Consider the following 19883-nt stretch of genomic DNA (forward strand, 5'->3'; position numbering starts at 1 on the left):
TCTGCGCCGGTAAGACAATAAACGTCGAGTAGAAGTGAGTACCCACGTGGTGTACGCAATTGTCCGCGCAGGCGGCCACCAGGAGAAGGTTTCCGTTGGAGACCTCATCACCGTTGACCGTCTTCAGGCTGCCCCAGGCAGCTCCATCGAGCTTCCAGCTTTGCTGTTGGTAGATGGCGAGAAGGTAACTTCCGCAGCTGCCGATCTGGCTAAGGTCACGGTCACCGCTGAGGTTGTAGAAAACCTTCGCGGCGAGAAGATCGTAATCCAGAAGTACAAGAACAAGACCGGTTACAAGAAGCGCCAGGGCTTCCGTGCCGCTCTGACCAAGGTCAAGGTCACCTCGATCGCCTAATTCAGGCAATCGTAGAATCCATTTTTGTAGCGAAAGAGGCTAAAAGGCATGGCACATAAGAAAGGTGCGAGTTCCACTCGCAACGGTCGCGATTCCAACGCACAGTACCTAGGCGTAAAGCGCTATGGTGGACAGGAAGTCAAGGCAGGCGAAATCATCGTTCGCCAGCGTGGCACCCACTTCCACCCAGGCGCCGGCGTAGGCCGTGGCAAGGATGACACCCTGTTCGCATTGGCTGCTGGCGCAGTCGAGTTCGGCACCCGTCGTGGTCGCCGCGTGGTGAACATTGTGGCTGCTGCCTAATTCAGGCAACAGGCAAATTTTTTAGTACACAAGGGGTGGGCCGATTTCGGTCCGCCCCTTGCGTGCATAGTTAGACTTTTAAGCGAGTAACCCTCGCAACCCCGTACTAGGAGAAGATGGCCCCGTGGCTGCATTCGTTGATCGCGTAACCCTTCATGTCACCGCAGGTAATGGTGGCCACGGTTGTGTGTCCATCAAGCGTGAGAAATTCAAGCCGCTTGGCGGTCCCGACGGCGGCAACGGCGGCAAGGGCGGAGACATCATCCTGCGCGTCGACCCCCAGGTCACCACGCTGCTGGACTTCCACCACCTGCCGCACCGCAAGGCCGGCAACGGCGAGCCGGGCAAGGGCGGTCTGCACCCGGGCAAGAGCGGCGAGGACCTGGTCCTGGGCGTACCTGCCGGCACCGTCATCAAGACCAAGGACGGCGACATCCTCGGCGACCTGGTCAAGCCGGGCGATGAATACATCGCCGCAATAGGCGGCATGGGCGGCCTGGGCAATGCGTCCATCGCCTCGGACAAGCGCAAGGCCCCGGGCTTCGCGTTGCTGGGCATTCCCGGAACCGGCCAGGATATTGTCCTGGAACTGAAGTCCATGGCGGATATCGCGCTGGTGGGCTACCCATCGGCCGGCAAATCCTCGCTGATCGCCGCCGTGTCCGCGGCACGCCCGAAGATCGCCGACTACCCGTTCACCACCCTGGTGCCTAACCTGGGTGTCGTCGAAGCAGGCGAAACCCGCTTCACTGTCGCCGACGTGCCTGGCCTGATCCCTGGAGCCTCCGAAGGCAAGGGGCTGGGCCACGAGTTCCTGCGCCACGTTGAGCGCTGTGCCGCCATCGTGCACGTGCTGGACTGCGCCTCGCTGGAAGCGGACCGCGACCCAATCAGCGACCTGGACATCATCGAAGCAGAGCTGGCCAACTACGAAGCCGACTCCACCTTCGCCGGTACCGACGGCACCATCGTGCCGCTGATCGAGCGCCCGAAGCTGATCGCACTTAATAAGGTTGACATGCCAGACGGTGCCGACATGGCTGAATTCGTGCGCCCTGAGTTGGAAAAACGCGGTTACCGCGTCTTCGAGATCTCCGCGCTCTCGCGTAACGGATTGCGTGATCTGTCCTTCGCTATGGCTGAATTGGTAGAGCAGGCACGCGCTGAACAGGTTGTTGAAGCCCCAGTAGTCGAGGTGCCTGTGATTCGTCCACGTACCACCAAGCGTGCCGAGTTCACCATCCGCCGCGAGGAGCAGAACTTTGAGCCAATGTGGCGAGTTATCGGTGAAAAGCCGGAACGCTGGATTATGCAGACCGATTTCCGCAACGATGAAGCTGTCGGCTACCTGGCTGACCGCCTGGCCAAGCTGGGTGTCGAAAACCAGCTGTTCAAGGCCGGCGCCAAGCCAGGGGACGCGGTAATCATCGGCGCCGAGGACAACGCAGTGGTCTTCGATTGGGAGCCAACTATGGCAGCCGGCGCCGAACTGCTCGGCGGCAGCCGACGCGGCGAGGACATCCGCCTCGAGGATCGCGGCGATCGCAAGACCCGCGAGGAAAAGCGTGCCGAGCACGAAGAGCGCCGGGCGGCCAAGGCATCGGCTCGCGCCGAGCTGGAAGCCGAACGCAAGGCCGGCGTCTGGACCGAATCGGTTGACTCCAAGTACGGACGAAAGACTGCGGAACCAAAGGCAACCCAGGAGGAAAATTAAAGTATGAGTGAAAGTGCCACCAAAACAATTTCAGCCATTACCTCGCCCCACCAACTGCCTCAAGCCAAGCGCTTAGTGGTCAAAGTTGGATCCAGCTCGCTGACCACGGTCAGCGGCGGGATATCCCACGAGCGGTTGAAGTTCCTGGTGGACACTCTCGCTGAAACTGTCAACAACGGTACCGAGGTCATTCTTGTATCCTCAGGTGCCATTGCCGCCGGTCTGGCCCCGCTCGGGTTGGCCAAGCGTCCCAAGGACCTTGCCACCCAGCAGGCCGCGGCGGCCGTTGGCCAGGGTCTGCTGCTGGCGCAGTACACCCAGCTTTTCGATGAGTACGACCAGCGCGTAGGCCAGGTGCTGCTCACCGCCGACGACCTGATGCGCCGCTCTTCCTACACCAACGCGCTGCGCTCCCTGGTTCGCTTGCTGAACCTGGGCGTGCTGCCCATCGTGAACGAAAATGACGCGGTCGCCACCCGCGAAATCCGCTTCGGCGACAACGACCGCCTCGCCTCGCTGGTGGCCCACCTGGTCAAGGCCGACGCGCTGCTGCTCTTCTCCGACGTGGACTCGGTCTACGACGCGCACCCTGATGACGGCGGCAGCCGCATCACTACCATCGAGCACCCCGACGAACTCGAAGCGGTGGACCTGGGCACCCCGGGGGCAGCCGGAGTCGGCACCGGCGGCATGATCACCAAGGTCGATGCCGCGACCCTGAGCTCCTCGGCGGGCATTCCTACCCTGGTGACCAGCACCGACAATGCCGCCAAGGCGCTGCGCGGACAGGATGTAGGCACCTGGTTCGCCGCCCGCAACTCCCGCCGTTCGGCCCGCGACGTCTGGCTGGCCTATCTGGCTTCCATCGAAGGCAAGCTGATCCTGGATGCCGGCGCAGTCAAGGCCATCGAAAAGGGAACCAACTCGCTGCTGGCAGCCGGCATTACCGCCGTCCGCGGGGAATTCGAGGCTGGCGACGCCGTAGAGATCTGCGACGCGGAAGGAACCCCATTTGCTCGCGGGCTGGTGAACTTCAGCTCCCATGAACTGCCCGAGATGCTCGGACACAACACCACGGATCTGGTTGAAGAGCTGGGCGAAGGTTACGACAGATCAGTAGTGCATGTTGACGACCTAGCTTTGATCGAACCCATTTTCTAGAATGAGGAGCATGAGTATGGATGCCGTAAACACCGAAGAAACGACCACCGACGTCACCACCTCCGTCCACCAGCTGGCCGACCGTGCACGCCGCGCCGCACGGATCCTCAAGCGCGCCAACCGCGACTGGAAGGACCGCGCCCTCGCGGCCATGGCTTCGCGCATCGACCAGAACCGTGCGATGATCCTGCGCGCCAACGAAAAGGATCTGGCTGCCGGCCGCGCCAATGGCACCTCCGAGGCCCTGCTGGACCGGTTGAAGCTCGATGGCAAGCGCATCGACGGCTTGATTTCTGCGCTGCATGAACTCGCTGGCCTGCCCGACCCGGTCGGTCACGTGGTGCGCGGGGAAACCCTGCCCAACGGCCTGCGCATGCGCCAGGTCAACGTCCCGCTGGGCGTCATCGGCACCATCTACGAAGCGCGTCCGAACGTCACCGTGGACATCGCCGGCCTGGCGCTCAAGAGCGGCAACTCGGTGCTGCTGCGTGGCGGTTCGGCGGCGCTGAACTCCAACCAGGCGCTGGTCGCGGTGATCCGCGACGCGCTGGAGTCCGTCTCCCTGCCCCGCGACATCGTGATCTCGGTCGACGAATTCGGCCGCGCCGGTGCCGACGCCATGATGGGCGCGCGCGGAAAGATCGACGTGCTCATCCCGCGTGGCGGCCGCGAGCTGATCCAGCGCGTGGTCACCACCGCCAAGGTCCCGGTAATCGAAACCGGCGAAGGCAATGTGCACATCTTCCTCGACGCGAGCGCCGACGAGGAAATGGCCGTCGATATCCTGCTCAACGCGAAAACCCACCGCCCCAGCGTCTGCAACACCGTGGAGACCCTGCTGGTCCACAAGGATGCCGCTGTGGCCCCGGCAGTGCTGCAGGCCCTAGCCGCAGCCGGCGTGAGATTGCACACGGACGACCGAGCCGCCGCGCTGGTTCCGCAGCTGCCGACCATCCCGGCGGGGGAGGATGACTGGCGCAACGAGTACCTGGACCTGGATATCGCGGTGAAGGTCGTCGATGGCATGGACCAGGCCCTGGAGCACATCCGCGCCTACTCCACCGGCCATACCGAGGCGATCATCACCTCCACGCTGGCTGCTTCCGAGCAGTTCGTGGCGGAGATCGACTCGGCTGCGGTGATTGTCAACGCCTCGACCCGGTTCACCGACGGCGGGCAGCTGGGCCTGGGCGCAGAAGTAGGCATCTCGACCCAGAAGATGCACGCTCGCGGCCCGATGGGCCTGGCCGAACTGACCACGACCAAGTGGATCGTCCAGGGCGACGGGCACATTCGCAAATAGTTTCTGACCGCCCTTTTCGGTACGATGTAGAAGAAACGTACCGTTACTTTTCGAGCTACTGATCCAGCCGCCCAGGTTGCTGGCTTAGCGAACTCGTGAAAACGACTGGAGAATTATCTTGAACGCGCTGATTTTGGCTTCGGAAGCCGCTTCCACCGGCATGGATCCTCACACTTTCGCTGTGATCGTCGGTGGGGGCATCTTCGCAGCACTGATGGTCCTGCTGCTGATTACCGTTTCCTACACCAACGTAGGCAACCGCCACGAGGCAAAGCCTGAACCAGAGGACACCCACCGCCAGTTCAAGACTCACGTACCACATAGCCACTAGTCTTGGCAGAGCAAAAGCCTCAAGACCGCCCATTGCGCCTCGGCGTGATGGGCGGTACTTTTGACCCCATCCACAATGGCCACTTGGTCGCTGCCAGCGAGGTAGCCGCCGAGTACGGCCTGGATGAGGTCGTTTTCGTGCCCACCGGCCAGCCTTGGCAGAAGGCCGATCGCCAGGTCACCAGCGCTGAGCACCGCTACCTGATGACCGTGATCGCCACCGCGTCGAACCCGCGCTTCACCGTAAGCCGGGTCGACGTCGACCGCGAAGGCGCCACCTACACGCGTGACACCTTGCTCGATCTGCGCGCCTTGCGCCCGGATGCGGAGCTCTTCTTCATTACCGGTGCCGACGCGATGAGCCAGATCATGAGCTGGCGCGACATCGACCAGGTCTTCGACCTCGCCCACTTCGTTGGCGTGAGCCGCCCTGGCTATGTCATCGCGGATGTGGGTCGCGACAATGTCTCGCAATTGGAAATTCCGGCACTGGCAATTTCCTCTACCGATTGCCGGGAGCGTGTCGCCGCCGACAAGCCGGTTTGGTATCTTGTGCCGGACGGTGTGGTGCAGTACATTGCAAAATATGGGCTGTATACCGAGTCGTAACCTCACATAAGGTGGGGTAGCACGGCATAATCTCTAGGTAAGGGTGACGGTATTTGTCTATGCGGTCGGGAGAAGTATCAGGATGAGCGATAACTCGCAGCCGGTTTCAAGCAGGCGAGCTCTGCGCGAAAAACGACGTGCTGAGATGGAAGCTTTGCTGGCCAACAGCAAGGCCGAGCAGGCAGCCAAGGAGCACGCGTCGAAAAGCGCGGAAAAGGCCGAGGATTCGGCGAAGCCAGCGAAATCTGACGCGACCCCAAAGGCCAAGCCGGCACCCAAGGCAGAGCCAGCAAAACCAGCTCCAGCCAAGCCGCAGCCGGCCAAGCCTGCACCCAAGCCAGAGCCGGCAAAACCAGCTCCAGCCAAGCCGCAGCCGGCCAAGCCAGCCGCCAAGACCGCAGGTGCCAAGCCAGAAGCGGCCAAGCCGGCTGGAGCCCCAGCCAAGGCTCCCAGCGCAAAGCCTGCAGCTGAGCCAGCTAGCGCACCACAGTCCGAAGAGTCCCTGGGTGAACGGGCGTCGTTGCGCCGTGCCCGTGACCGCGAGGCCTTGCGCGAGCGTCGTCGACTGGAAGAAGAGGTCGGCGCGCTGACCACTAATATTCCAACGGTCGCCCCCGCGGAGGAACCTAAGCCGCTGACCCGCCGTCAACTGCGCCTCCAGGCGCTGGCAGACCAGGGCAAGGCCGAGCCGAAGGCCCCGGCCGCCAAGAAGCCTGCGCCCAAGGAAGACGACCCGGAGACTACGGTCATGAGCGTCGAGCAGGCGCTAGCCGCCCGCCGTGCCCACGCGCCGAAGACCCCGGTCGATCCAAACCTGCTGGGGGAGGACGATTCCGAGATCGATCTCGAAGTGCTCGCCCACCAGCGTGAAATGGCAGCCCGCGCGGCCATCATTTCCCGCCGTGCCGCGGAACGTGAACGCCTGCGCATCCAGAATGCCAACCAGGGCAAGGACGACAAGGCCTCCGATCCTTTCACCGGCGCCATGGGCAACATTCGCGAGGTCGAGGACCGCATCGCCAAAACCGGCGTGCAAGGGCCCAAGACCCAGAGTGTTTCGCTGGACTTCAACGCCGGCGGCAAGCTCAGCTCCAAGAAGGACGAAGCGGCACCAGCAGCCAAGAAGCCTATGGCCAAGCCGGCGCCCAAACCCGCAGCGAAGGCCCCCGCCAAGCCTGCGGCCAAGGCACCGGCCAAGCCTGCAGCCAAGCCAGTTGCAAAACCAGCCGCTAAGCCTGCGCCAAAGGCGCCGGCGGATCAGAAGGCTGAAACCCATACGGCCCAACCGGCCCCGGACGTTGACATGCCACGCATCGATGCGGTCAATGCACAGGGATTGCAGCCACTTGACGTGCAGGCGCACGGCCTCCGCCGCGCCAATAACATGCTGATCGCGATGATCGTCGCCCTCAGCGTGGGCGGTGCAGCATTGATTGCTGGCTTGATCATGTTGCTTGGCAACTAGTTTTCGTAGGACAATTAGGTTCTCGATCTACACCTCTATAAGGAGACACTCCACTCTATGGGAGCACACGCCGAATCAATTGCCCTCGTGAAAGTTGCCGCGCACGCGGCTTCCGAGAAGATGGCAGAAAACATGGTCGCGCTGGACGTTGCCGACCGCTTGGGCGTCACCGACGCTTTCTTGATTGTCTCTGGTGGATCAGAACCTCAGGTGAACGCAATCGTCGATGAAATCGTCGCTGAGGTGCTCGACGAGTACAGCATGCGTCCGATTCGCCGTGAAGGCTTCGGCCAGGGACGCTGGGTCCTGCTGGACTACGGCGACGTAGTCGTCCACGTTCAGCACCAGGAAGACCGCATCTTCTACGCGCTCGAACGCCTGTGGGCCGACTGCCCAGTCATCGAGCTGCCTGAGGAACTTTCTGAAAACCAGAAGTAACCCTCAATTTGCATCCTGATCAGGTAGTCATCTATGATTATGGAGTTGCCTGATCAGGGCAGCAATCCTTTTGGGGGTATGGCGCAGTTGGTAGCGCGTCTGCATGGCATGCAGAAGGTCAGGGGTTCGAATCCCCTTACCTCCACAAATTAAAATCCTGAAATTTCGGTTTGTCCGAGATTTCAGGATTTTTTGTTTTCCACAAACCGTGTTGCCCACCGCCGGTGCCCGCGATGCCCACGGCATGCTGTATCCCATGAGCACAGTGACGGCACAAGCACTATCGAATCTGGTCGAGGCGGGCAAGCTAATCGCCTTGGCTACTTCGATCCTGTCCGGCGACGTACCGGCCGGCCACGCTGCGATATTCGCGCTGTATGTCGAGGAAATCAACCAAAAGCTCAGTCGGGCACAGATCCACGCAGCTCATGCCCTACGCCGCACCGGTGCACACAAACTTGATCAGGCCTCCTTCCAAGCGGTCAGCGATGCTGGTGTCGATCCCACGCTGGAACAACTTGAAGCCGCCGAAGGACATGCCACTACCGGGCGCACCCATTTCAAAGACGCCAAAGGCATGATGACCGACTGGCTGAATATTCCGCGCGGCACTGCAGGAACTCGGCTAGTCCAAGCCGACTGCCTGCTAGGTGGTGTCGATCAAGCAGCGCAACCGGTAGAGCCGTGGCTCCCGGAGCTAGCCGCGCAATTCGAAGCCCCGAATGTGGACCCGCGATTGGTAGCTTCTACGGCCTTGAAGCTGCATTCGGCACGTAATGATTTCGGCGACGATGAAACCGGCCAGGCGGAGAAAGCGCGATTGGAAGCAGAATCAGTCGCTTTCCTGCGCTCAGAACCCAAATCGGCTCGTAAGCACATCAATGACTTGGTGGCTCAGGTGAAAGCCGGCAAACGCCCGCTGAAAGCTCTGCTGGAGCGCATTGGCATCTTCAAGAAGGGCATGCGCCAGGGCCTGATCGAGTATACGCTTCGTGTGTTGCCCTCCCAGGCGGCGTATATCGAGGCCTACTTCGCGCAACTGGACAATCCTGCCACCGTGGCCGGGAACAGGGACGGCTTGAAAGACGCCGAGGCTCAATTCACGGGTCAGCAGGACTCCGGTTGGGACGATGCGGAGTCCAAACCGGACTGGGCAAAAGACGATCCGGTGGCGGACGAAGAAACCGAAGACGATAGTCCGCCGGCAGACAACAACGAACAAGTTTCGGAGACCTCGGATGACGAGGAAGAATGTTGCCGGCCGGGGGATCCTGAAGAACGTAATACTGAATCAGCTACCAATGGTGCAGTCACTCCATGGGAGGATTTGAAGCCCGAGCGACGCCGTTTAGTTGGATTCATGGCAATGCTGATGAGTGACAGGACGAGCACCAGTGACCCGCCGGGTCAACGTGCTGGGTTGGTCGCACCGCAGGTGAGCATCATTCTGAATTGGGACAAGATGCAAGAGCAAGCACAAGACTTCGCGGTCACCAGCAGTGGGATGTCCTTGTCTGCTGGTGAAGTCAGAACTGCGCTGTGCAATGCCGGAGTGTATCCGGTAGTGCTCAATGGCCAGAGCCTGCCCCTCGATTTAGGCCGGACGCAACGACTGTATTCGAAGTCCCAGCGCCGTGCGATCCGAGCCGCCTACCGGGGCTGTTCCTATCCTGGATGCAGCATGCCCGTAGAACGGTGCGAAATTGATCATCTGGACGCGTGGGAAAAGGGTGGACGAACGGATATCAAGTCTGCCGGGTTGAATTGCCTGATACACCACACTGCCCGGCATTGCGGGTTGTTCCACGCGGTGAAGATTCCGGAGAGCAGGCCGATGGTATTGCTTTCACCAGAATTGGATCCGGAACAGAAATTGCGGATCAATACGTATTTCATGACTCCCGCAGAGGCATTGGAAGCTGAAGCGTTGGCGGATGAAACGACAGCGAAGTGGCGCGCGGGGGAGCTGGACGTAGAAATCGTCGAACCTTGAGATCCCCCTAGCAAGATTCAGCCGCCGACAAGCGGAGGACCGTTTCAGCGCCGATATTCTCGCCGGAGTTGCGATACTTGAATGAACGAAGATCATTCAGGAGCAATATGTCACGTGTTCAACGCCGGGCTGCGAATTCCCGACCATTTTTCGGTACCCAGAATTCGTCGCATACCTCGATGGCTGTTCGCTATATTGATGATGGCAACGTGGAATCCGCTCCGGAAGGCACGAGCGCGGCCGATGCGCTGGCGTTCGGCCAGACTGGTGATCAGCGCATTGCTTTGTCCTTGTATCCCACACCAGATGAAGCTGACATCCACGATCTCACCGAGGCGTGGGAACTGCATCCAGTGCTGGCCGAAGACCTCGTGCACGCCCGCCAGCGGCCTAAACTCGAACGCTACGGCGAGGTGCTCCTGCTGGTAGTTCGCTCAGCGTTGTACCTCGATGAATCCGAAGAAGTCGAGCTGTCCGAGTTCCACATCCTGATGCGCAAAGGCGCTGTGGCGGTGCTCTGCCAGGACCACCGGTGGATCGACGGTACAGACGGCGAGGAATTCGTCGAGTCAATCAGGAACGGCAAGCTTCGCAAGGACCAGGTGCTGCTCAAAGACCCGGAGCTGCTCCGGTTGGGCGCCGAAGCAGTGCTGTACCGGATACTTGATGCGATTGTTGATGGATACGCCCCCGTGCTCCACGGCCTGGGGATCGACAAGGAGCAGATCGAACGGCAAGTCTTCAGTGGCGATGCCGCAGTCACCGAACGCATTTATCGCCTCAGCCAAGAAGTGATCGACATGCAGCATGCGACCGCGTCATTGCTGGAGGTCGTGCAATCGCTCGACGACGGGTTCAAGAAGTACCCGGTGCCCGCTGAGCTGGAAACCTACCTGCAGGATGTCACTGACCACCTCACCCGCGCGCATACCCAAGCCGTGGAATACCGGGATGCGCTATCGCAGATCTTGAGCGTCAATTCCACCCTCGTAGCCCAGCGCCAAAACGAGGACATGAAGAAGATTTCCGGTTGGGCAGCGATCCTCTTCGCCCCGACCTTGATTGCAGCGATTTACGGGATGAACTTCGAGAACATGCCAGAACTGCATTGGACCTTCGGCTACCCGATTGCGGCCGGCCTCATGCTGGGATTTGCTGTCGCACTATATGGTGTATTCAAATGGCGCAAGTGGTTCTGAGCGGAAAGATTCCAGGGGAGACATTGACGGCGAAAATCGACTTCAAGAAGTCGCTGGACAGCTATCGGTCCGTGGCCGGGCAGTTCCGTGTCCTGCAGCTGCCAGCGATGCACTACCTGATGTTCGATGGATCAGGTGACCCGAATACCAGCAACTTGTACCAGCAAGCCCTGCAAACCTTGTATCCGGTGGCCTACAAACTCAAATTCGCGAGCAAGGCGCAGGGCAAGGACTATGTCGTCCCGCCGCTGGAAGGCTTGTGGTGGGCCGAGGACATGGCGGTCTTTACCGAACGGAGAGACAAGGAACAGTGGAGCTGGACCATGATGCTGATGGTCCCGGCGTGGATCAACGAGGACGACTACGCGACGGCTCTGGAAACCGCCCAGGCGAAGAAGCCGTTGCCTTGCCCTGGGCGCATCCGGTTCCAGTCGCTTGCTGAAGGCCAATGCGTGCAGACGCTGCACATTGGCCCCTACGATGCAGAAGCCGAAATCCTGGCCCCGATGCACCACGAATTCATACCCGGCCAGGGATTGCGCATGACTGGCAGGCACCACGAGATCTACCTCGGCGACCCTCGTAGGGTGGCACCGGAAAAGCTTCGCACGATCCTGCGCCAACCCGTTGAGCCTAACTAGCGAGAGGAAAATAGATGGAACTGGCACCCCAGAGCACAGTTGCCCAAGTGCAACAGGCACTGGCCGAGCTCGAAGACCCCAAGTACCGCGCGGTCAATGAGAAGCACGGCGATGATTTCGGCGTGAATCTAGGCAAGCTCCGCGCCTTGGCCAAGTCGTTGAAGAGCAACCAGGAGCTTGCCGAGGAACTCTGGGCCACCGGCGAAACCGCAACCCGGCTGGTCGCGCTGCTGATCGCCAAACCACGGAGCTTTACCTTGGAACAGCTGCAGGTGTGGAGCCAAGACGCCAGCACTCCCAAGGTCCAAGCATGGTTCCTGAGCTACATCGTCAAGAAATCCAAGCTGCTCGAGGAGCTCCGCCTGCTGCTCATGAGCCAGAGCGACCCGGTACAGCTGGCTGCCGGCTGGGAGCTGACTGCCCACCAGGTAGTCAAGGCCCCGGAACTGCTGGACCTGGAACAGCTGCTTGACACGATCGAAGCCCGAATGAGCGCCGCACCGGATCGCCTGCAGTGGGCGATGAATACGACCCTGGCGCACATCGGCATCGAGCATGAGCATTTGCGCCGACGTGCCCTGGCCATCGGCGAGACCTTGCAGGTGCTGGCGGACTACCCGACCTCCGCCGGGTGCATTTCACCATTCGCTCCCATCTGGATCACCGAAATGGCCAAAAGAAAAGCCTAGGTCCAGCAATCGCTGGACCTAGGCTTCCGGGAGCTAGGCGTCCGCCGGTTCCTCGCGCTTATCGCGCAGCGCGATCTTGGAGATCACCCAGATCACGGCGGTCAGCCCGCCGGTGAGCAGCAGCTGGGTGCGCGCCGCGGGATCAGTCATCGCGATGGCGACAATCGCCGCAAGGACGATGATCGTAGCGATCGACAGGCCCGGGAAACCCCACAGCCGCAACGGCAGATGCCCGCCATCGCGGTCCGCGCGGCGACGCAGGATCAGCTGCGTCACGGCAATGAACGCCCAGATGAAGATGATGGTCGAACCCACCACGTTCAGCAAGATCGGCATCACAGCCTCGGGCCAGATCCAGTTCAGGCCCACGGCCAGGAAGGAGAAGGCCACGGAGGCGATCACGGCCTTCGACGGCACGCCCTTGCCGGTCACGTGGGTGACGGCGCTCGGGGCGAGCTTGCGCTGGCCCAGCGAGTACAGCATGCGCGAGGAACCGTAGATATTCGCGTTCATCGCCGAAAGCAAGGCGACCACGACCACGGCGTTCATCAAGAAGCCCACGCCTGGAATGTGCATGACATCCAGTGCAGCCGCAAATGGGCCGTCCACGATCGCCGGATCATTCCAGGGCACCAGGGCGACAATGACCAGGATCGAGCCGAGGTAGAAGAACAGGATACGCATCATCACGGACTTGACCACGCGCTTGATGTTGCCGGCCGGGTCCTTGGACTCGGCGGCCGCGATGGACACCACCTCGGTACCGCCGAAGGAGAAGATGACGATCAGGACTGCGGCGGCGATGCCGGCCATGCCACCGGGGGCGAAGCCGCCATGGGCGGCCAGATTGGCGAAGCCAACTGGTTCCGGCGTCGGGATCACCCGGGTCAGCACCAAGGCGCCGAAGACCAGGAACGCGATGATCGCAGCCACCTTGATCACGGCAAACCAGTATTCGAAACGGCCGTAATTCCTTACGCCGAGCAGATTCGCTCCGGTCAGGACCACCACGAAGCCGAGCACCCATGCCCACTGCGGGAAGGCCGGAACCCAGCCGGCAGTAATAGCCGCGGCCCCGGTTGCCTCGGCCGCGATCACCACGACCAGCTGGATCCAGTAGAGCCAGCCCAGGGTGGACCCTGCGCTGCGCCCCATGGCTTGGCCAGCGAAGGTGGAGAACGCGCCGGAGGACGGATTGGCGGCTACCATCTCCGCGAGCATGGCCATGATCACGATGATCACGGTTCCAGCGATCAGGTAGGAGACCAGCACTGCCGGACCAGCGATGGAAATGGCCTGGCCGGAGCCGACGAACAGGCCAGCGCCGATCGCGCCGCCCAGGCCCATCATGGAGATCTGGCGCCGGGTCAGCCCGGTATGCAGCTGCTCGGGGGCTTTGACTGCGCTCACGCGGTGGCCTCCTGGACGGGCAGGGCCGCGAGCACGCGATCGACGTCGTGTGCGGTACCGGAGGAAATCCTCAACCCGTCTCCGGGGAAGGCGCGAACCACCACACCGCCGGCGGCGAGCTTGGCTTCAAGCTCTTCGGTCGCCTCTCCGGCATCCACCCAGACGAAGTTCGCCTGCGACTTCACGACCGGGTACCCGGCAGCGGCCAGGCCCTCGTACATCCGCTCGCGCTGGGTGACGACTTCCTCGATGCGCAGCGACAGCTCGCCGATGGCGGCCAGCGAGGCCACCGCCGCGCGCTGTGCCAAGTCGGAGACGCCAAATGGCACGGCCACCTTGCGCAGGTTCCCGGCAACTTCCAGCGGGCTGATGGCGTATCCGACGCGCAGGCCAGCCAGGCCGTAGGCCTTGGAGAAGGTGTGCAGCACGGCCACATGCGGGTACTTGCGGAACAGCTCGATGCCATCGGCCCGCACGGCCGAGCGGTCGAAGTGCACGTAGGCTTCGTCGACGACGACCAGCACGTTGCGCGGCACGGCATTGATGAACTCATCCAGCGCGCGGGCCTCCACCACCGTGCCGGTCGGGTTGTTCGGGTTGCAGATGAAGACCAATCGGGTCTTATCGGTGATCGCGGCCAGCATGGCGGGCAGATCGTGGCGGCTATCGGCATCCAGGGGCACCTCGACCGGGGTGGCGCCGGCGATCCGCACCAGCGAAGGATACGCCTCGAAGGAGCGCCACGCGTAGATGACTTCGTCGCCCTCGGCGGCAACCGCATGGATGATCTGGGCCGCGACCTCGACCGAGCCCGCGCCCAGGGTGATGTGCTCCGCCGGGACGCCGAACTGCGAGCTGAGGGCGCCGGTCAATTCGGGCGCCGCGATGCTCGGGTAGCGGTGGATCGTGGCCAGGCCCTCCTGGATGCTGGACAGCACCGAGGGCAGCGGGCTATGCGGGGATTCGTTGGATGAGAGCTTGGAGGCTCCAGCGGCTGCGGGCTTGCCCTGCTTGTAAGCGGGCACTTCCTGCAAGGAGGGGCGCTGGTGAAGGGTCATGAGTTTCCTCTCTGACTGCCAGAGCTGCACGAGGTTGGCAATCGTTCGTATGACAAAGCCGTGGTGCGTGGTCAGCGGTGGCCCTGCTCATATCCTCGCGTGTCGCGATTCACAAGCATCGACTGTAGGTTGAATGAATCTGCCGGCGCAATCGCAAACCCTGTTTCTATGCAGGCTGCATAGCAATCGCCGCCAATCAACCCATTTTACTAGTCAATCTGCCCAGTGTTTTCCACTTCTGCCTCGGCCCTAGCGCACGCTGCGACCAGTGGCAGTGTCCTTCCCTGGAAATGCTCGTGCAGGGCGAAGGAGGATGAGGTCCTTGCCACACCCGGCACCTTGTTGATGCGGTTGAAAATCGCCTGCAGGTCCTCGGGGGTCCGGGCCACAACGCGCAGCTGCAAGTCCGAACTGCCGGTCACGGTGTACATGTCGAGGATTTCCGGGATGGATTCCTCCAATGCGCTCGCGACCGGATCGTGCCCGTAGCGCTGGATGATCTCCACCTGGCAGAACGCGACCAGCGTGTACCCGAACCCCGCAGGCTTGACCCGCGGGACGATGCCCTGGATGACGCCGGCCTCGTGGAGCCGGGCCAGCCGGCTGCTGATCGTGCCGCGGGCAACACCCAAGCGCCGGGCGCACTCCATCACCGGAAGCATCGGCGATTCGGTGAGCAGTTCGATCAAATCCGCGTCCAGGCGGTCAATGCGCACGGTCGTCCTTTCGACGAGTCGGTCCAATGATCCAAGGCTAGCGGTGTTTGCTGGGCGCGCTCGATGAAAATGAGCCAAGTGTAATCCGCGCCACAGGCTAGGCTGTTGCCATACTGATCCTCAAGGAGTTCACTGATGGGCAAGACACCTCTCCAGTCGGTAGCCGGTTTGCACGTCCTTGTCACCGGGGCCGCGCAGGGCATGGGTTTGCTTTTCGCCAGGCAGGCTTGCCTCGAGGGCGCGGCACGGGTGGTCATCTGGGACATCGACGCGGCCAAGCTCGACGCGGCTGCCGAGGAGCTGCGCCAGCTCGGCGGCACTGTCGAGACCCATGTGGTGGACCTTGCCGACCAGAGCCAAATCCAGCGCTACGCCGCCACGGCGGTGGAGGGCGGGGGAATCGACGTGCTGGTCAACAACGCCGGGGTGGTCACCGGCACCTCCTTCGCGAAGCACAGCACCGCGCAGATCACCGCGGCCATGCAGGTGAACGCGCTCGCCCCGATGTACTTGACCCACGCCCTGCTTCCGCAGCTGGGCCGACGGGGCAAGGGCCGGGTGCTGACCATCGCCTCGGCGGCCGCGCTGGTGTCCAACCCGAATATGAGCGTCTACGCGGCCTCCAAGGCTGCGGCCCTGTCCTTCAGCGATTCGCTGCGGCTGGAGCTGGAAGGCAACGACCAGATCGCCGTGAGCACCATTTGCCCGACCTATATCAGCACCGGCATGTTCGCGGGCGCCAAGCCGATGCTGCTGACCCCGATCCTGGAGCCGGAAGTCGTGGTGGACCGGGCGTGGCGGGCGATGCTTGCCGGCACGCCGCTGGTGCTGATGCCGTGGACCAGCAAGCTGGGCCAGCTGCTGCGCGGCGTGCTGCCGCGGCCGGCCTGGGATTTCGTGGCCGGCAAGGTTATCGGCGTATACCGCTCGATGGACGAGTTCACCGGGCGAACAACGCGGGACGAGCAGATGAATCGGGGCTGAAAGTTCGCTGGCCCATCTGTTGCTGGAGGGCCCTGCGGGGTAGCTTTGGAGCATCGCCCAGCTAGGAGGACCGTCATGCAAAAGCTCACCGTCAATTTATGGATGCAAGGCACTGCAGAGGAAGCGGGGGAATTCTATGCCCGCGCCCTGCCGGAGGCAAAAACCGAAGTCGAATCGCGCTATCCCACCGAGGGCCTGCTGGAATTCCAGGAACCCTTCGCCGGCAAGGCGCTGACCGTTTCGCTGTGGGTGCGGGGAACCAAGATCACGCTGATCAACGCGGGCCAGGAATTCATGCCCAATCCGGCGATCTCGATCATCGTGGTCTTCAACGCCGGCCAGCGCGAGTCCCTCGATGCCACCTGGGCCGCGCTGCTGGAGGGCGGCACGGCGCTGATGCCGCTGGACACCTACCCGTTCAGCGCGCGCTACGGCTGGGTGAACGACAAGTACGGTGTCTCCTGGCAGCTGATGGAGTCCGATGAGCCCGTTGAGCCGCGCGCCTCGGTCTTTCCTGCGCTGATGTTCGGCGGTGCGGCCCAGAACCGCGCGGTCGAGGCCATCGAGTACTACAGCCAGGTGCTCGGCGCGAAACTGGACAGCGCCTTCCCGTACGGGGAGCCGACCGAAGCCGCTACCGCTGAAGCGCTGATGTACGCCCAATTCACGCTCGGCGAGGATTGCGTTGCGGCCATGGATTCGGCCGTGCCGCAGGACTTCACCTTCACTCCCGGCGTCTCGCTGGAATGGCCATGCGATGGCCAGGCGGAGATCGACCGCGTCTGGGAGGCGCTGTCCGCGGTGCCTGAAGCCGAGGCCTGCGGCTGGCTGACCGACAAATTCGGGGTGAGCTGGCAGATCGTGCCCTCGAACATGGGCGAGCTGATGGAGCGACCCGGCGCATTCGAGCATATGCTGAAGATGAAGAAACTGGTGATCAACGACTTCTGAGCGGGGAACGATGCAGAGCGCTGCACGGCGGGCGGTAGTGGCAGGAGCCAGCGGGTTCATTGGCGAACGGCTGATCGCGCAGCTGCGCGGGGCTGGATACCAGGTGGCGGTCATCGGCCGCGGCCGTACAGCGGATGCGCAGTGGGGCGATGGCCCGGCGCTGGCGGCACTCATCGATGGTGCAGAACTGCTGGTCAATCTGGCCGGGAAGAATGTCGGCTGCCGCTATCACGAAGCGGCGCGCAACGAGATCCTCGCCTCGCGCGTGGACACGACCCGCGCGCTGCACGAGGCAGTGTCCCAGGCAGCTGATCCGCCGGCGCTTTGGCTGAACGCGTCCACCGCGACCATCTACCGGCACAGCATGGACGCGCCGAACACCGAGGACGGCCGGATCGGCGAAGGGTTCTCGGTGGATGTGGCGCGCAACTGGGAACGCGAGTTCTTCCGCGGCGAGCTGCCCACGCGCCGGGTCGCCCTGCGCATGGCCATCGTGCTCGGCGACGGCCCGGCCACGCGCAAGCTGCTTGCCGTTGCACGGCTCGGGCTGGGCGGGGCGCAGCATGATAGCTGGTGGCCGGCGCATCGGCGCTACCGCGGCATCGGCCCGGATCCGAGCGGAGCCGAACGCAGCGGCTGGCACCGCACGCGCGGGAACCAGCGCTTCAGCTGGATCCATGTCGATGATGCGATCGGCGCGATCGGGCATATCATCGACCACCGCGAAATCACCGGCCCGGTCAACCTCAGCTCGCCGAACCCGGTTGCCAACCGGGCGCTGATGGCCTCGCTGCGCCGCGCCACCGGCGCGAAATTCGGGCTGCCCGCGTATCGTTGGATGCTGGAGCCGGCCATGTTCGTGCTGCGCGTGGAACCGGAAATGCTGCTCAAGTCCCGCTGGGCGCTGCCCGGGGTGCTGCAGGGGACCGGGTACGAGTTCCGCTGGCCGCACCTGGATGCGGCACTGGATGACGTGGCCGGGAACCTGGCTGCGAAGCAAGCACTTTAAGGACGCGCATTGGCACCGAGAATCCGACGCTTCACCCTGCCCGAACTGGCCCCTGGCTACCGTGGGGATCTGGGCGACGACTACGTTGAACTGCTGCACTTCAGGGATTTCGATGAGCCGCTGGCGGCCGATGGCGCGCGGCTGGAGGAATGCCGTTTCAGCTCCGTGCAGATCGAGGCCTTGCGCAATGCCCGGCTAATCCAGTGCGAACTGGACCAATCCGGGGCTCCCGCCCTGCAAGCCGCTGGTGCGTTCCTCAACGATGTGCGGGTGACCCACAGCCGCTTCGGGTCTGCGGATTTCGCCGAGGCCCAGCTCGATGGCGTGGTATTCGAGAACTGCAAATTCGGCTGGCTGAATTTGCGCGGTGCAACGGTGCGCGATGTGCTCTTCGTCAATTGCCAATTCGAGGAGATCGACCTGGGCGGGCAGATCCAGCGCCTGGGCTTCGTCGATTCGCGGGCCGGGCAAATTACCGCTGCCGGGGCGCAATTGCGCGAGGTCGACCTGCAGGGGCTGGACTTCGCCCAGGTTGAGGGGGTCGACGGGTTGCGCGGGGCACGGATCAGTGCGCTGCAGCTGAGCCTGCTCGCCGAGGCGATGGCCAGCCACCTGGGGATCAAGCTAGGGAGTTGATTTGCCCGTGGCCGGCGGCCAGCTGCTGCGCGGTTTCGGCCAGCAGCTGCGCCATGGCCGCGGCGGCTCGGGTCAATGAGACATCGCGCCGGTGCGCCAGCCCGATGGTGCGGGCCAGCGGTTCGCGCAAGGCAATGGAGCGCACTCCCGGAGCGTCCAGCGCCACCGTCGCCGGAACCACGGCGACTCCGAGCCCGCGCTGCACGAAGCGCAGCACCGCGTCCATCTCCCCGCCTTCCACGACGATATTGGGCACCAGGCCGGCGTTCTTGTAGGCCAGGGCGGTGCTGGCGCGCAGATCGTAGCTGTGCGAGAAGGCCAGCTGGGGCACCGGAGCCAACGCGCGCAAATCAAGCTCCTGGCCAGCTAGGTGCGGGTGCTCCAGTGCGTCGATGACCACCAATTCCTCTTCGAGCAGCGGCAGGTTCTCCAGATGGTTGTCGTTCACCGCATGCTCCGAGGTCACGATGAGCGCCAGATCCAGTGCGCCGCCGTCCAGCTGCTCCAGCAGCTTGTGCGAGCCCGCTTCGAAAATCTGCAGTTGCACCCCGGGGTAGTAGGTGCGGAAGATGGACAGCGCCTCGGCGACCAGCGACACGCACAGGGTAGGCGGGGCGCCCAGGCGCACCCGCCCGCGATGCAGCCCGGCCAGGTCGGCCATTTCGGTGCGGATGGACTCCTCGTCGGCCAGCATCCGGCGCGCACGGGGCAGCAATGCCTGCCCGGCGGCGGTAAGCGTGATGTTGCCGCGGGCCCGGTGGAACAGCTCGGAGCCCAGTTCCTGTTCCAGCGTGGCGATCTGCCGGCTGAGCGATGGCTGGGCCAGGTGCAGCTGCTCGGCGGCCCGGGTGAAGTGCCCCACTTCGGCGATGGCGGTGAAGCCGCGCAATTGCTCTAGGTTCATGGTGCATAGCCTACT

Annotated in this window: 21 protein-coding genes and 1 tRNA gene; 18 read left to right on the plus strand and 4 right to left on the minus strand. The window is 62.9% G+C overall.

Annotation, left to right across the window (positions count from 1 at the left end; genetic code table 11):
- Positions 1–46 precede the first annotated feature (46 nt).
- From rplU to AC1Z36_RS11000, 14 genes are all read left to right on the plus strand, one after another.
- Positions 47–355 (plus strand): 50S ribosomal protein L21, encoded by a 309-nt coding sequence (gene rplU / locus AC1Z36_RS10935; RefSeq protein WP_013349163.1) that lies wholly within the window; start codon positions 47–49, stop codon positions 353–355.
- Between the two features lie 48 nt (positions 356–403).
- Positions 404–658, plus strand: coding sequence for a 50S ribosomal protein L27 (gene rpmA, locus AC1Z36_RS10940; protein WP_013349162.1), 255 nt, complete (start codon positions 404–406; stop codon positions 656–658).
- 124 nt (positions 659–782) lie between these two features.
- Entirely contained in the window at positions 783–2372 is a 1590-nt protein-coding gene (obgE, locus tag AC1Z36_RS10945) for a GTPase ObgE (RefSeq protein ID WP_105658495.1), read from the plus strand.
- A gap of 3 nt (positions 2373–2375) precedes the next feature.
- On the plus strand, positions 2376–3533 hold the full coding sequence (gene proB, locus AC1Z36_RS10950; protein WP_105658496.1) for a glutamate 5-kinase: 1158 nt from the start codon (positions 2376–2378) through the stop codon (positions 3531–3533).
- Positions 3534–3549: 16 nt separating this feature from the next.
- Positions 3550–4836, plus strand: coding sequence for a glutamate-5-semialdehyde dehydrogenase (locus AC1Z36_RS10955; RefSeq protein ID WP_402734982.1), 1287 nt, complete (start codon positions 3550–3552; stop codon positions 4834–4836).
- 118 nt (positions 4837–4954) lie between these two features.
- Entirely contained in the window at positions 4955–5167 is a 213-nt protein-coding gene (locus AC1Z36_RS10960; protein WP_105658498.1) for a hypothetical protein, read from the plus strand.
- A gap of 2 nt (positions 5168–5169) precedes the next feature.
- Positions 5170–5775 carry a nicotinate-nucleotide adenylyltransferase gene (gene nadD / locus AC1Z36_RS10965; RefSeq protein WP_105658499.1) on the plus strand — a complete coding sequence of 202 codons (606 nt, stop codon included), beginning with the start codon at positions 5170–5172 and terminating at the stop codon, positions 5773–5775.
- Between the two features lie 82 nt (positions 5776–5857).
- Positions 5858–7240, plus strand: a complete 1383-nt coding sequence (locus AC1Z36_RS10970) for a hypothetical protein (protein ID WP_146112903.1) — start codon at positions 5858–5860, stop codon at positions 7238–7240.
- A 57-nt stretch (positions 7241–7297) separates the two neighbouring features.
- Positions 7298–7678: a ribosome silencing factor gene (gene rsfS, locus AC1Z36_RS10975; RefSeq protein ID WP_105658500.1), complete on the plus strand. Its 381-nt coding sequence runs from the start codon at positions 7298–7300 to the stop codon at positions 7676–7678.
- Positions 7679–7750: 72 nt separating this feature from the next.
- A tRNA-Ala gene (locus tag AC1Z36_RS10980) sits at positions 7751–7823 on the plus strand.
- A gap of 111 nt (positions 7824–7934) precedes the next feature.
- Complete coding sequence (locus AC1Z36_RS10985) at positions 7935–9671, plus strand: HNH endonuclease signature motif containing protein (RefSeq protein WP_483561252.1); 1737 nt, start codon at positions 7935–7937, stop codon at positions 9669–9671.
- Between the two features lie 179 nt (positions 9672–9850).
- Positions 9851–10870: a magnesium and cobalt transport protein CorA gene (locus AC1Z36_RS10990; RefSeq protein WP_353616140.1), complete on the plus strand. Its 1020-nt coding sequence runs from the start codon at positions 9851–9853 to the stop codon at positions 10868–10870.
- Entirely contained in the window at positions 10852–11511 is a 660-nt protein-coding gene (locus AC1Z36_RS10995) for a GyrI-like domain-containing protein (RefSeq protein WP_105661419.1), read from the plus strand. Before AC1Z36_RS10990 ends, AC1Z36_RS10995 begins: the two co-directional genes overlap by 19 nt.
- A gap of 14 nt (positions 11512–11525) precedes the next feature.
- On the plus strand, positions 11526–12200 hold the full coding sequence (locus tag AC1Z36_RS11000) for a DNA alkylation repair protein (protein ID WP_105661418.1): 675 nt from the start codon (positions 11526–11528) through the stop codon (positions 12198–12200).
- Positions 12201–12233: 33 nt separating this feature from the next.
- On the opposite strand, the gene AC1Z36_RS11005 is transcribed toward AC1Z36_RS11000, so the two are convergent.
- The 3 genes from AC1Z36_RS11005 to AC1Z36_RS11015 form a co-directional block, all read right to left on the minus strand.
- Positions 12234–13610, minus strand: a complete 1377-nt coding sequence (locus AC1Z36_RS11005; RefSeq protein ID WP_105658504.1) for an amino acid permease — start codon at positions 13608–13610, stop codon at positions 12234–12236.
- Entirely contained in the window at positions 13607–14668 is a 1062-nt protein-coding gene (gene hisC, locus AC1Z36_RS11010) for a histidinol-phosphate transaminase (RefSeq protein ID WP_105661417.1), read from the minus strand. The genes AC1Z36_RS11005 and hisC overlap by 4 nt, the downstream gene beginning before the upstream one ends.
- A gap of 209 nt (positions 14669–14877) precedes the next feature.
- On the minus strand, positions 14878–15384 hold the full coding sequence (locus AC1Z36_RS11015) for an Lrp/AsnC family transcriptional regulator (protein WP_133833499.1): 507 nt from the start codon (positions 15382–15384) through the stop codon (positions 14878–14880).
- A 135-nt stretch (positions 15385–15519) separates the two neighbouring features.
- Between AC1Z36_RS11015 and AC1Z36_RS11020 the strand changes: the two genes are divergently transcribed.
- The 4 genes from AC1Z36_RS11020 to AC1Z36_RS11035 all read left to right on the plus strand — a co-directional run bounded on the left by AC1Z36_RS11020 (position 15520) and on the right by AC1Z36_RS11035 (position 18964).
- On the plus strand, positions 15520–16368 hold the full coding sequence (locus AC1Z36_RS11020; RefSeq protein WP_105661416.1) for an SDR family NAD(P)-dependent oxidoreductase: 849 nt from the start codon (positions 15520–15522) through the stop codon (positions 16366–16368).
- Between the two features lie 75 nt (positions 16369–16443).
- Complete coding sequence (locus tag AC1Z36_RS11025) at positions 16444–17319, plus strand: VOC family protein (RefSeq protein ID WP_105661415.1); 876 nt, start codon at positions 16444–16446, stop codon at positions 17317–17319.
- A 10-nt stretch (positions 17320–17329) separates the two neighbouring features.
- Positions 17330–18328 carry an epimerase gene (locus AC1Z36_RS11030; protein WP_105661414.1) on the plus strand — a complete coding sequence of 333 codons (999 nt, stop codon included), beginning with the start codon at positions 17330–17332 and terminating at the stop codon, positions 18326–18328.
- Between the two features lie 9 nt (positions 18329–18337).
- Entirely contained in the window at positions 18338–18964 is a 627-nt protein-coding gene (locus tag AC1Z36_RS11035; RefSeq protein WP_105661413.1) for a pentapeptide repeat-containing protein, read from the plus strand.
- Here the strand turns inward: AC1Z36_RS11035 and AC1Z36_RS11040 are convergent.
- Positions 18948–19868 carry a LysR family transcriptional regulator gene (locus AC1Z36_RS11040; protein ID WP_105661412.1) on the minus strand — a complete coding sequence of 307 codons (921 nt, stop codon included), beginning with the start codon at positions 19866–19868 and terminating at the stop codon, positions 18948–18950. The genes AC1Z36_RS11035 and AC1Z36_RS11040 overlap by 17 nt on opposite strands.
- Positions 19869–19883 lie beyond the last annotated feature (15 nt).

The sequence above is a fragment of the Glutamicibacter sp. BS14 genome, assembly GCF_056934375.1.